Origin of the sequence: Ralstonia sp. UBA689 (genome assembly GCF_002298975.1) — a bacterium.
GTDB lineage: Bacteria > Pseudomonadota > Gammaproteobacteria > Burkholderiales > Burkholderiaceae > Ralstonia.
Genome location: NZ_DBMV01000001.1, coordinates 1 through 11898, shown reverse-complemented (window position 1 = coordinate 11898; position 11898 = coordinate 1). Strand labels below are relative to the sequence as shown.

The window sequence follows — 11898 nt, the reverse complement described above, 5'->3', positions numbered from 1 at the left end:
ATGGACCACACGCAACTGCGCCCCTTCCGCTTTGCCGACGTGCTTGCCACCGTGCAAGCCGGGCTACGGTGCGTGCTGGTCACCGTGACGGACGTGCAGGGCTCTGCCCCGCGCGAGCCGGGCACACTGATGCTGGTGTGTACAGACGGATTCTTCGGCACCATCGGCGGCGGTCATCTCGAATGGCGCGCGATGGAAATCGCGCAAACGATGATGGATGCGCCCGAAGCCAACGGCGAAGCCCGCCGCCAGTTCGTGCGCATCCCGCTCGGCCCCGCGCTCGGCCAATGCTGCGGCGGCGTGGTGCGTCTTTCACTCGAACGCCTCGACGCGCGTGATACGCGGTGGATCGCGCTGGCCGACGACGCCATGCGCCAACGCCGCAGCCTGCGCCGCTTCGTCTCCGCCGATCCGGCAATGCCCGTCGAAGCATCCATCGGCGACGCAGTGGCAGCCGGCGTGCAATTCGACGCCAGCGGCAGTCCTGGTGGCTTTGTGCAAACCGTGCTGCCGCCCGACATGTCGATCGTGCTGTGCGGCGCGGGCCATGTCGGCCACGCCATCGTGCGCGCGCTGGCCCACCTGCCCTGCCGCGTAACGTGGGTCGATGAACGCGATGCGATGTTCCCGGCCGACGTGCCGCCCAACGTCATCATCGAAGCCACCGATACACCGGAAGCCGTGATCGACCACACCCCGGCCGGCAGCTACTTCCTTGTCATGACGCACAACCATGCGCTGGACCTCATGCTGTGTGAACGCATCATGCGCCGCACGGACTTTGCCTACTTCGGCCTGATCGGCTCCAAGACCAAGCGCGCACGCTTCGAGCACCGCATGGTCGAGCACGGCATAGACCCGGCACGATTGCCGGAAATGGTTTGCCCGATTGGCGTTGCGGGCATCGTGGACAAGGCGCCGGATATCATTGCGGTATCCGTCGTCGCCCAACTTCTGCAGGTACGCGAGCTCCAGCAGCACGCGCTCACCACCGCCAGCGGTGGGGCGGCGGTTCCTTACCGCGTCCCCACACTCGTCTGATCATGCCGATCTCGCCCGCTCTTGCAGAACGCATCGCCACCAGCCCGAAAGCCGAACTGCACATCCACATCGAAGGCTCGCTCGAACCCGAACTGATGTTCGCGCTGGCCGAGCGCAACGGCGTCAAGCTGCCGTATGCCTCCGTCGAGGAAGTCCGCGCCGCCTACGCATTCGACGATCTGCAATCGTTCCTCGATCTGTACTACGCCGGCGCCAGCGTGCTGCTGACCGAGCAGGATTTCTACGACATGACCGCCGCCTATGTGGCGCGCGCGCTGGCGGATAACGTCCGCCACGCAGAGATCTTCTTCGACCCGCAGACGCACACCGCGCGCAATGTGCCAATGCACGTGGTCGTCAATGGCATCGTCCGCGCGCTGAATGATGCCGAGCGCGAACACGGTTTCTCCAGCCGCCTGATCCTCTGCTTCCTGCGCCACCTGAGCGAGGAAGACGCGTTCGACACGCTGGAAGCCGCCCTGCCCTATATCCAGGACCCAGCCAATCGCATCATCGGCGTGGGGCTGGACTCGTCCGAGCGCGGTAATCCGCCGGAGAAGTTCGCACGCGTGTTCGCACGCTGCAAGGAACTGGGCCTGCGCTTGGTCGCCCACGCCGGGGAGGAAGGCCCGGCGCAGTATGTGACCGATGCGCTCGACATCCTGAAGGTGGAGCGCATCGACCACGGCGTGCGCGCCATCGACGATGCTGCGCTCGTCAAGCGTCTGGCCGCCGAGCGCATTGCGCTGACGGTCTGCCCGCTGTCGAATGAAAAACTGAAGGTCTACCCCGACTTGCGCGATCACTCGCTCAAGCAACTGCTGGACGCCGGCTGCGCAGTGACCCTGCACTCGGATGATCCGGCCTACTTTGGTGGCTACATGAACACCAACTGGCTCGCCACCTTCAACGCCCTCGACCTGTCCGCCGCCGATGCGCACACGCTCGCGCGCAACAGCTTCGAGGCGTCCTTCCTGCCCGAGCAGGACAAAACGATGTGGCTTGCCAAGGTCGACGACCACTGGAAGCACACGCACTAAAAACCCACGAAACGACGATGACCACGATGCCCCCGACTTCCAACACCGTTCACGCCTACCGCGGCCGCGTGCTGCATTTCCTGCACGATCCGCAGTATCGCGAGCGCGATGCCTATGAGTATTGGGAGGATGGCCTGCTCGTGGTCATGGGCGGCAAGGTCGTGCAGGCCGGCGACTACGCCGCACTGCGTGAAACCCTGCCCGTCGGCACAAAACTGCACGACTACAGCGACAAGCTGATCGTGCCCGGCTTCATCGACACGCACATCCACTTTCCGCAGACGGACATCATTGCGTCGCCGTCGCCTGGCCTGCTGCACTGGCTGGAGACGTACACATTCCCTGAAGAGCGCCGCTTCGAGAGTCCGCAGTACGCTGCTGGCGTCGCCGCGTTCTTCCTCGATGAGCTGCTGCGCAACGGCACGACCAGCGCGATGGTCTGGAGCACCGTGCATCGCAGCTCGGCTGAGACGCTGTTCGAGCAGGCACAGCAGCGCGGCATGCGCATGATCACCGGCAAGGTGATGATGGACCGCAACTGCCCCGAGTACCTGCGCGACACGGCCGAATCCGGCGCACGTGATTCGGCGGATCTGATCTCTCGCTGGCACGGCAAGGACCGCCTCGCCTATGCCATCACGCCGCGCTTCGCACCGACCTCCAGCGAAGCGCAACTTGCTGCCAGCGGCGAATTGGCCAAGCAGTATCCGGACGTCTTCATCCAGACCCACGTTGCCGAGAACCCGGACGAGGTGAAATGGGTGGCGGAGCTGTTCCCGAACGCGCGTAGCTATCTGGACGTGTATGACCACTACGGCCTGTTGCGCAAAGGCGCTTTCTACGGCCACGCCATCTGGCTGGACGATAGCGATCGCCAGCGCATGGCTGAATCCGGCGCGGCCGTGGCGCACTGCCCGACCTCCAACCTATTCCTGGGCAGCGGTCTGTACAACTTCCACAAGAACGATGCGCACCGCCTGGCGCTCACGCTGGCCACCGACGTGGGCGGCGGCAGCTCGTTCTCGATGCTGCGCACGATGGGCACGGCACACAAGGTCGCGCGCATGGGCGGCTATCACCTGACCGCGCTGCGCATGTTCTACCTGGCCACGCGCGGTGCCGCCGAGGCGCTGGGCTGGGAAGACCGCATCGGCAGCTTCGTACCGGGTGCCGAAGCCGACTTCATCGTGCTGGACCCGGCCGCCACGCCGCTGCTGGCGCGCCGCAATGCGCGCTCGGAAACGCTGGAAGAGCTGCTGTTCTCGCTGGCACTGCTGGGCGAGGATCGTGCCGTGTCCGCCACCTATATCCAGGGCGAACCGGCCAAATTTGCGGTTGGCGCGGCAAGCTGATCCTCGTATAATCGCGGCTTCCATTGGGGAGTAGCCGCTCGAAGTCGACACTTCGAGGGCCACGTCAACAGACTTGACCGTCGCTGCAATGGCAGACGGTTATGGCGTGGTCAGCCACACTCGAATCTGCTCACGATCCGTAGCGAGCAGCCCGAGGTTGGCCCGAGAAGCACAGCCGTACAAGGGTACGGTGGGCATCGCAGGGCCAAGATCGGGTTGCGCAGTAGGATGGATCATGCGTAGATTCGCCGGTGACGCGCCTGGCGAGACCGATGACACACCTCTGCGGATAGGGCCGGCAGCGGTGCGTCATTGGTTCGCATACGGCCCGGACACCACAACAACATGGAAGCCTTTCTCGTCTCCACCGGCATCGTCGCCCTTGCTGAAATCGGCGACAAGACACAACTGCTGTCGATCCTGCTGGCCGCGCGTTTTCGCAAGCCAGTCCCGATCATCATCGGCATCTTCATCTCCACCCTCGTCAACCACGCGTTTGCCGGTGCCGTCGGCGGCTGGATCACGCACGTGCTCGGCGAGAACGTGCTGCGCTGGATCCTGGGCGTTGGCTTCATCGCCATGGCCGGGTGGATGCTGATTCCAGACAAGCTGGATGACGAGGAAGCACCGAAAGACGCACGCGGCCTGGGCATCATCGGCACCACCATCGTGGCGTTCTTCTTTGCCGAGATGGGCGACAAGACGCAGATTGCCACCGTGGCGCTGGCAGCGCGCTTCCATGACATCGCCTGGGTGGTGGCGGGCACGACCTTCGGCATGATGCTGGCCAACGTGCCGGCGGTACTGATGGGCAACAAGTTTGCCGCGCGCATGCCGATCAAGCTGGTGCACCGGATTGCCGCGTTGATCTTTCTGGTGCTGGGCGTGCTGGCGCTGCTGGGCGTGGGCAAGTAAGCAAACAGCGCGCAGGCTCAGGGCAAAAAAAAACGGGGCCGCAGCCCCGCTCAACCCTCACCGGTCATGCCATCCGCTAGGGAACGCATGGCATGCTCCGATAAACCTTTCTGCTGTCACTTCGACGTGCGCCTCAGTTGGTCCTGGCGCCGCCTTCAAACCACTTGGCGATGATCGTGCGCTCGTCGTCGGTGATCTGCGTCACGTTGCCCAACGGCATCAGCTTCTGCTGCACGGCTTGCTGATAGACGAGTTGCGCATGCGCCGCGAGTTGATCCGGCGTATCGAGCAGCACGCCCTTGGCCGGAGAAGGCATCAGGGTAGGATGTGCCGAGTGACATTGGTAGCACCGTGCGGTAACGACTGCCTGTACTTTGGCGAAGTCCGAGCCGCCGGTAGTGGCCGTTGCCGCTGCAGCGCTTTCCGCCACCGGAGCTGCCGGACGCTGCGCTGGCGCCAGCCACACGGCCACACCCAGCAACACCCCCACGCCTGCCGCCGGATAGCCCCAGTTCACCACGCCCTTGTGCTTCAGGATGAAGAACTGACGGATCAGCACGCCGGCCAGCATGATCAGCACCAGCACGATCCAGTTGTACTTGTTCGCGTACATCATGCTGTAGTGGTTCGACAGCATTGTGAACAGCACCGGTAGCGTGAAGTACGTGTTGTGCACGCTGCGCTGCTTGCCGCGCTTGCCGTGGATCGGGTCCGGCTTCTCGCCGGCCTTGAGCGAAGCCACCACCTTGCGCTGCCCTGGGATGATCCAGAAGAACACGTTGGCGCTCATGATGGTCGCGATCATCGCGCCGATCAGCAGGAACGCCGCGCGGCCCGAGAACAAGTGGGTCGCCGCAAACGCCGCGATCACCACATAGATCGCCACCAGAATGCCCACCACACGGTCGTTCTTGCCGAACACGCGGCAAATGGTGTCATACACCAGCCACCCGACCACCAGGAACGCCAGGGCGAGGATCACCGCCGTCGCCGCCGTCATGTCGAACACGCTGCGGTCGATCATGTAGACGTTGGCGTTGAACAGGTACACCACCGTCAGCAGCGCGAAACCCGACATCCAGGTCGTGTACGACTCCCAGTAGAACCAGTGCAGATGATCCGGCAGTTGCTTGGGCGCCAGCAGGTACTTCTGCGGGTTGTAGAACCCGCCGCCGTGCACAGCCCACAGCTCGCCGTCGACGCCTTTGTCTTTCAGATCCGGCGCAGTCGGCTTGGTCAGGCTATTGTCGAGCCAGACGAAGTAGAACGACGAGCCGATCCACGCGATCGCGACGATCACGTGCAGCCAACGCAGCAAGAGGTTGGCCCAGTCTAGGATATAGCCTTCCATGATGTGCTCCCCGCCCTATCAGCTACCGCGGTAGGTCGAGTACGACCACGGCGAGACCAGCAGCGGCACGTGGTAGTGCGCACCGGTATCGGCCACGCCAAAGCGCAGCGTCACCACGTCCAGGAACGCGGGCTCGGGGAGTTTGACGCCGGCCGCGCGGTAGTAGTCGCCCACCGCGAAATCCAGCTCGTAGACGCCCGCCTGCAGCGCGTCGCCTTCCAGCAACGGCGCATCGCAACGGCCATCGTGATTGGTGCGGACCGTTTTCACCGGTTGCCTATGATTGTCGACAATTTTGAACAGGGCGATCGCCAGGTCCTTGCCCGGCGTGCCTGCAGCGGTGTCGAGCACATGGGTAGTCAAGCGTCCCATTTGTCTTCCTCTGTAGTTTGAATTTTCAGAAGCGCCGCTGCCTCCACTTGCACCTCGCTCCAAACCCTTGAGGGATAAGGGTTGGTGGCGGGGCCCGCTCGGTACGTGCACTGCACGCATCCCGGCGCGCGTCCAGCCGGTTTACGCCTGCCGCCCATATTGGGAGGGGGGCATGCCAAACCGGCAAAGCCGTCGCTCGCTCTGGGGCCGACGCCGTGTCTCCGTGGGAACATGAGACAGGGATTTCCCTAGTTTGTCGGCTTCCCGAACGCATTTTGTTGACAATATTTTGGCCATCCACGAATAATTGTCAACAGGTTTTCGCGGCGGCCTATGCGGCGCTGCACTATTCAAAGGCGGGTCTGCCATGTCCAAGAGTCTCAAGCTGGTCTCCACTGAAACGGCGCTGAAACCGGGTACGCCGGGCGCCAAGGCGTCGGGGGCAACACGTATGTCGGTCGAAGAACGCATGTACCACGAGATCTACGACGCGATCATGGAGCACCGCCTGCCTCCGCGCACCAAGTTGACGGAGCATGCGCTTTGCGAAATCTATGCCACCGCGCGCCATACGGTGCGCAAGGTCTTCTCCCGGCTGGCCGCTGACGGCCTGGTCGACCTGGAGCCGAACCGCGGCGCGTTCATCGCCGCCCCGTCCATTGACGAAGCGCACGCCATGTTCGAGCTGCGCCAGATCCTGGAGCGCGCCGTGCTCGACAAGGTCGGCCACAGCAGCAACCCCAAGGCGGCGATCGCCCCGCTGGTGGAACTGGTCAAGGAAGAGCGCCAGGCCTTCGTCACGCATGACCGCCCGCGCTGGATCCGGCTCTCTGCGGAATTCCACGTTGCGCTGGCCGAGCAGGCCGGCAACCCACTGGTGGTCGAGATAATGCGCCGCCTGGTCTCGCGCACCACGCTGATGATCGCCAGCGTGGAAGCACCGGGCCACAACGCCTGTTCCTTCGACGAGCACCTGGACATTCTCAACGCGCTGGAGCGCGGCGACGCCAGCGCCGCCCAGGCTCACATGGCCCAGCACTTGCAATGCTGTGCCGACCGCGTGCGCCCGGAGGCGCCCGCCGATTTCGACCTGCGTTCGGTATTGGGCCCGCGCGGCGACAAAGTCTAGGACCGGTTTTGCTGTATTGGGCGAGCCGGCACGACAGAGGCCGGCCGCCACAAGCCGGGCGCCGTCCGGCTCACCACCCAAAGGAGACCTTTATGGCAAGCAGCACCATCGCCGCCCCCGCGGCGGATCTGACCAACGAGCGCGTGGCGTACGGACGCCTGCTCGCATTGGGCCTGCAACATGTATTGGTGATGTATGCAGGCACCGTGGCTGTGCCCTTGATCGTGGGCGGCGCACTGCATTTGCCCAAGGAGCAACTCGCCTTCCTGATCAATGCCGACCTGTTCGCCGCTGGCCTCGCCACGCTCATCCAGGCGTTCGGGGTGTGGAAGTTCGGCATCCGCATGCCCGTCATGATGGGCGTGACCTTCGCCTCGGTCGGACCGATGATCGCCATCGGCACCGACCCCACCATCGGCCTGCTAGGCATCTACGGCGCGGTGATCGCGGCGGGGGTGTTCGGCATCGTCGTCGCGCCGCTGATGGGGCGCGTGCTCGGCCTCTTCCCGCCGGTCGTGACCGGCACTGTCATCACGCTGATTGGCATGTCGCTGATGGGCGTTGGCATCAACTGGGCCGGCGGCGGGCAACCCACCAAGAAGGTCGTCGTCGATGGTGTACTGCAAACCGTGCCGAACCTGGACTACGGCAACCTGGGCGGCCTGGCGATCGCGCTGGCGGTGCTGGTGATCATCCTGCTGCTGACCAAGTACGGTCGTGGGCTGATCGGCAACATCGCCGTGCTGCTGGGCATCGTGATCGGCACGCTCATCGCCATGGCCTTCGGCAAGGTGAGCTTTGCTGGCGTGGCCGACGCCGAGTGGATGGCTGTCATCACGCCGCTGCACTTCGGCATGCCGACCTTCCACATCGGCGCCATTGCCTCGATGTGCGTGGTGATGATGATCACGCTGGTGGAATCGACCGGTATGTTCCTGGCGCTGGCCGAAATCACCGGCAAGAAGCTCTCCACCGATGATCTCACCCGCGGCCTGCGTGCCGACGGCCTGGGCACTGTGATCGGCGGCGTATTCAATACCTTCCCGTACACCTCGTTCTCGCAGAACGTGGGCCTGGTGACCGTGACCGGCGTGCGCTCGCGCTTCGTGGCGGCCATGGGCGGCCTCATCCTGATCGTACTGGGCCTGTTCCCGAAGATGGCGCACATCGTGGCGTCGGTGCCTTCCTTCGTGCTGGGCGGCGCGGGCATCGTCATGTTCGGCATGGTGGCCGCCACGGGTGTGCGCATCCTGGGCTCGATCGACTTCAACAAGTACCGTCACAACCTGTTCATCGTGGCCATCTCGATCGGCTTCGGCATGATCCCAACGCTGGCACCGACATTCTTCCAGTATCTGCCGCACTGGCTGGAGCCCGTGACGCACAGTGGCATCGTGCTGGGCACGCTGGTGGCAGTCGTTCTGAACCTCTACTACAACGGCATGCAGTCGACCGAGCACGCAATGCGCGAGGCTGCCGCCAACACCCACGGCACGGAGTAATTGCATGAACGCCACTGTCGCGCACACCGACCCGCTTTTGATCGCCCGCCATGCCGACGTGCTGGTCACGATGGACGCGCAACGCCGCGAGATTCCCGACGGCGCCCTGGTGGCACGCGGTGGCGTAATTGAGTGGGTGGGCGCCACGGCCGATCTGCCCGCGCAGTATGGCGACGCGATCGGCCAGCCCAATGTGCGCGTGCTGGAACTGCGCGACCACGTGGTCACGCCCGGCTTCGTCAACACGCACCACCACATGTATCAAAGCCTGACGCGCGCCCTGCCCGCCGCGCAGGATGCCGAGCTGTTCGGCTGGCTGACAAACCTTTATCCGGTGTGGGCGGGACTCACGCCCGAAATGGTGCGTGTGTCCACGCTCACGGCGATGGCCGAGTTGTTGCTGTCGGGTTGCACCACTTCCAGCGATCACCTCTACCTATATCCCAACGGCTGCCGGCTCGACGACTCCATCGAAGCCGCGCACCAGATCGGCATGCGCTTTCATGCCGCGCGCGGCAGCATGAGCGTGGGCCGCAGCCAGGGCGGCCTGCCGCCGGACCGCGTGGTCGAAGGCGAAGATGCCATCCTCAAGGAAACGCAGCGCCTGATCGAAACCTGGCACGACGCCGATCGCCATTCGATGCTGCGTGTGGTGGTGGCGCCGTGCTCACCGTTCTCGGTCTCGCGGGACCTGATGCGCGAATCGGCCAAGCTGGCGCGCAGCTACGGTGTGTCGATGCATACCCACCTTGCCGAGAACGACAACGACATTGCCTACTCGCGTGAGAAGTTCGGCATGACGCCGGCCGAGTACGCCGAAGACCTCGGCTGGGTTGGCCACGACGTGTGGCACGCGCACTGCGTAAAGCTCGACGCGCACGGCATCGACGTATTTGCACGCACCGGCACGGGCGTAGCGCATTGCCCATGCTCGAACATGCGCCTCGCTTCGGGCATCGCGCCCATCCGCACCATGCGTGATGCCGGCGTGCCGGTCAGCCTGGGCGTGGACGGCAGCGCATCGAACGACGGCGCGCACATGCTCGGGGAAACACGCCAGGCGATGCTGCTGGCGCGCGTCGGCTTCGGCCCGGCGGCGATGAGCGCGCGCGAGGCGCTGGAAATCGCCACGCTCGGCGGCGCGCGCGTGCTCAACCGCGACGACATCGGCGCTCTGGCACCTGGCATGTCGGCCGACTTTGTCAGCTTCGACCGCCATCAGGTCGGTTTTGCTGGCGCCGACCACGACCCGGTCGCCGCGCTGGTGTTCTGCGCCCCGTCCAACGTGGCGCACAGCGTGATCAATGGGCGTGTGGTCGTCGAAGACGGGCGCCTGACCACGCTGGAACTCGACGCGCATCTCACGGGTCACCGGAGGCTTGCACTGGAACTTGCGCAGGCTGTCCGGGCAGTTCCGGCATCCGCGTAAAACACGCGAGCCGGTGTTGTGCGAAGTCTCCTCGATCTCAAATCATGACCAACAATAACTATCCGCGCGATCTCATCGGTTACGGCAAGAACCCGCCGGACCCCAAATGGCCGGGCGGTGCGCGCGTGGCCCTGCAGTTCGTCCTCAACTACGAAGAAGGCGGCGAGAACTGCGTGCTGCATGGCGATACCGGCTCAGAACAATTCCTCTCCGAGATCATCGGTGCGGCCGCCTACCCCGCCCGCCACATGAGCATGGAGGGCATCTACGAATACGGCTCGCGCGCGGGCGTCTGGCGCATCCTGCGCGAGTTCGAGAAGCGCGGCCTGCCGATGACCATCTTCGGCGTGTCGATGGCCCTGCAGCGTCATCCCGACGTGACGCAGGCCTTCGTTGATCTCGGCCACGAAATCGCCTGTCACGGCTGGCGCTGGATCCACTATCAGAACATCGACGAAGCCACCGAGCGCGAGCACATGCGCATCGGCGTCGAGATCATCCGCGAGCTGACCGGCAACGCGCCGCTGGGTTGGTACACCGGCCGCGACAGCCCCAACACGCGCCGCCTGGTGGTCGAGCACGGCGGCTTCGCCTATGACGCTGATTACTACGGCGACGACCTGCCCTTCTGGACCGAAGTCGAAACCTCGGCCGGCGAGCGCAAGCCGCACCTGGTGGTGCCGTACACGCTCGACACCAACGACATGCGCTTCGCCAGCCCGCAGGGCTTCAACACGGCCGACCACTTCTACCAGTACCTGAAGGACGCCTTCGACGTGCTGTACGCAGAAGGCGACCCAGACGGGCTGGCCGCGCCGAAGATGCTGTCGATCGGCATGCACTGCCGCCTGCTGGGCCGTCCGGCGCGCTTGCGCGCACTGCAACGTTTCCTGGATTACGTGCAATCGCACGACAAGGTGTGGATCTGCCGGCGCATCGACATCGCGCAGCACTGGATTCAGCACCACCCTTACGTCAAGCAACCTGTTTTGAGCAACGCAGCATGAGCCAATCCACGTATTCCATCGCCCAACTCAACGCCATGAACGCCGCACAGTTCGTGCAGGCGCTGGGTGGTATCTACGAGCACTCGCCGTGGGTGGCCGAGCAGGCTGCCACTCAGCGCCCGTTTGCCTCGGCCGACGCACTGACCACGGCCATGCGCCACGCCGTGGATGCCGCCGGCATCGACCCGCAGCTCAAGCTCGTGCGCGCCCACCCGGAACTGGCCGGCAAGGCCGCCGTGCGCGGCGAGCTGACCGTCGAATCGACGCGTGAGCAAGCGGGCGCCGGCCTGGACCAGTGCACGCCGGAAGAATTTGCGCGCCTGCAGGATCTGAACAACCGCTACAACGAGAAGTTCGGTTTCCCGTTCATCCTGGCCGTGCGCGGCTACGACCGCCACGGAATCATCGAAGCCTTCGCCAAACGCGTGGACAACGACCGCGATACCGAGCTGCGCGCGTCGCTGGAGCAGATCCACCGCATTGCCGGCTTCCGCTTGCACGATTTGATTTCAGGTTAATCAGCAGAACAACGCCGTGGGCGCGGTGTCACGGAGCACTGGGACACCGCCGGCATGGAGCCTGACCGGCCGATCCGCGACTGCATCGACGAATGCGGCGCACCCCGCGGCGATTCCATCAACAACAAAGGAGGTAGAGATGCAGTCAAGAATCAAGCGTGGCGCGGCCGCGCTCGGGGTGGCATCCGCGCTGGGGGCGATGAGCGCCGGCGCACACGCGCAATCGTCCGTCACGCTGTACG

General features: G+C 64.5%; 11 protein-coding genes. 9 read left to right on the top strand and 2 right to left on the bottom strand.

Features of this window, described 5'->3' with window-relative positions:
* The 4 genes from xdhC to B4F51_RS00040 all read left to right on the top strand — a co-directional run bounded on the left by xdhC (window position 1) and on the right by B4F51_RS00040 (window position 4348).
* Window positions 1-1041 carry a xanthine dehydrogenase accessory protein XdhC gene (gene xdhC / locus B4F51_RS00055; RefSeq protein WP_296222962.1) on the top strand — a complete coding sequence of 347 codons (1041 nt, stop codon included), beginning with the start codon at window positions 1-3 and terminating at the stop codon, window positions 1039-1041.
* A gap of 2 nt (window positions 1042-1043) precedes the next feature.
* Window positions 1044-2081, top strand: coding sequence for an adenosine deaminase (locus B4F51_RS00050; protein ID WP_296222961.1), 1038 nt, complete (start codon window positions 1044-1046; stop codon window positions 2079-2081).
* 17 nt (window positions 2082-2098) lie between these two features.
* Window positions 2099-3433 (top strand): guanine deaminase, encoded by a 1335-nt coding sequence (guaD, locus tag B4F51_RS00045; protein ID WP_296222959.1) that lies wholly within the window; start codon window positions 2099-2101, stop codon window positions 3431-3433.
* 345 nt (window positions 3434-3778) lie between these two features.
* Window positions 3779-4348 carry a TMEM165/GDT1 family protein gene (locus B4F51_RS00040; RefSeq protein ID WP_296222958.1) on the top strand — a complete coding sequence of 190 codons (570 nt, stop codon included), beginning with the start codon at window positions 3779-3781 and terminating at the stop codon, window positions 4346-4348.
* A 133-nt stretch (window positions 4349-4481) separates the two neighbouring features.
* Here B4F51_RS00040 and B4F51_RS00035 read toward each other — a convergent pair whose 3' ends face one another.
* On the bottom strand, window positions 4482-5699 hold the full coding sequence (locus B4F51_RS00035; protein ID WP_296222956.1) for a urate hydroxylase PuuD: 1218 nt from the start codon (window positions 5697-5699) through the stop codon (window positions 4482-4484).
* Between the two features lie 18 nt (window positions 5700-5717).
* Window positions 5718-6071 (bottom strand): hydroxyisourate hydrolase, encoded by a 354-nt coding sequence (uraH, locus tag B4F51_RS00030; protein WP_296222955.1) that lies wholly within the window; start codon window positions 6069-6071, stop codon window positions 5718-5720.
* A 367-nt stretch (window positions 6072-6438) separates the two neighbouring features.
* Here uraH and B4F51_RS00025 point away from each other — a divergent pair, with 367 nt between their 5' ends.
* The 5 genes from B4F51_RS00025 to uraD all read left to right on the top strand — a co-directional run bounded on the left by B4F51_RS00025 (window position 6439) and on the right by uraD (window position 11656).
* Complete coding sequence (locus tag B4F51_RS00025) at window positions 6439-7200, top strand: GntR family transcriptional regulator (RefSeq protein ID WP_296222953.1); 762 nt, start codon at window positions 6439-6441, stop codon at window positions 7198-7200.
* 92 nt (window positions 7201-7292) lie between these two features.
* Window positions 7293-8702, top strand: coding sequence for a nucleobase:cation symporter-2 family protein (locus tag B4F51_RS00020; RefSeq protein ID WP_296222951.1), 1410 nt, complete (start codon window positions 7293-7295; stop codon window positions 8700-8702).
* A 4-nt stretch (window positions 8703-8706) separates the two neighbouring features.
* Window positions 8707-10131, top strand: a complete 1425-nt coding sequence (locus tag B4F51_RS00015) for an 8-oxoguanine deaminase (RefSeq protein WP_296222949.1) — start codon at window positions 8707-8709, stop codon at window positions 10129-10131.
* A gap of 44 nt (window positions 10132-10175) precedes the next feature.
* Window positions 10176-11138 carry an allantoinase PuuE gene (gene puuE, locus B4F51_RS00010; RefSeq protein WP_296222948.1) on the top strand — a complete coding sequence of 321 codons (963 nt, stop codon included), beginning with the start codon at window positions 10176-10178 and terminating at the stop codon, window positions 11136-11138.
* The gene (gene uraD / locus B4F51_RS00005; RefSeq protein WP_296222947.1) at window positions 11135-11656 is read left to right on the top strand and encodes a 2-oxo-4-hydroxy-4-carboxy-5-ureidoimidazoline decarboxylase; all 522 of its coding nucleotides are present in this window, start codon (window positions 11135-11137) and stop codon (window positions 11654-11656) included. The genes puuE and uraD overlap by 4 nt, the downstream gene beginning before the upstream one ends.
* Window positions 11657-11898: the final 242 nt, after the last annotated feature.

Bases quoted from the DNA above. Each gene is read 5' to 3' on its own strand.
- xdhC (WP_296222962.1), top strand. From the start codon at position 1: ATGGACCACACGCAACTGCGCCCCTTCCGCTTTGCCGACGTGCTTGCC.
- B4F51_RS00050 (WP_296222961.1), top strand. From the start codon at position 1,044: ATGCCGATCTCGCCCGCTCTTGCAGAACGCATCGCCACCAGCCCGAAA.
- guaD (WP_296222959.1), top strand. From the start codon at position 2,099: ATGACCACGATGCCCCCGACTTCCAACACCGTTCACGCCTACCGCGGC.
- B4F51_RS00040 (WP_296222958.1), top strand. From the start codon at position 3,779: ATGGAAGCCTTTCTCGTCTCCACCGGCATCGTCGCCCTTGCTGAAATC.
- B4F51_RS00035 (WP_296222956.1), bottom strand. From the start codon at position 5,699: ATGGAAGGCTATATCCTAGACTGGGCCAACCTCTTGCTGCGTTGGCTG.
- uraH (WP_296222955.1), bottom strand. From the start codon at position 6,071: ATGGGACGCTTGACTACCCATGTGCTCGACACCGCTGCAGGCACGCCG.
- B4F51_RS00025 (WP_296222953.1), top strand. From the start codon at position 6,439: ATGTCCAAGAGTCTCAAGCTGGTCTCCACTGAAACGGCGCTGAAACCG.
- B4F51_RS00020 (WP_296222951.1), top strand. From the start codon at position 7,293: ATGGCAAGCAGCACCATCGCCGCCCCCGCGGCGGATCTGACCAACGAG.
- B4F51_RS00015 (WP_296222949.1), top strand. From the start codon at position 8,707: ATGAACGCCACTGTCGCGCACACCGACCCGCTTTTGATCGCCCGCCAT.
- puuE (WP_296222948.1), top strand. From the start codon at position 10,176: ATGACCAACAATAACTATCCGCGCGATCTCATCGGTTACGGCAAGAAC.
- uraD (WP_296222947.1), top strand. From the start codon at position 11,135: ATGAGCCAATCCACGTATTCCATCGCCCAACTCAACGCCATGAACGCC.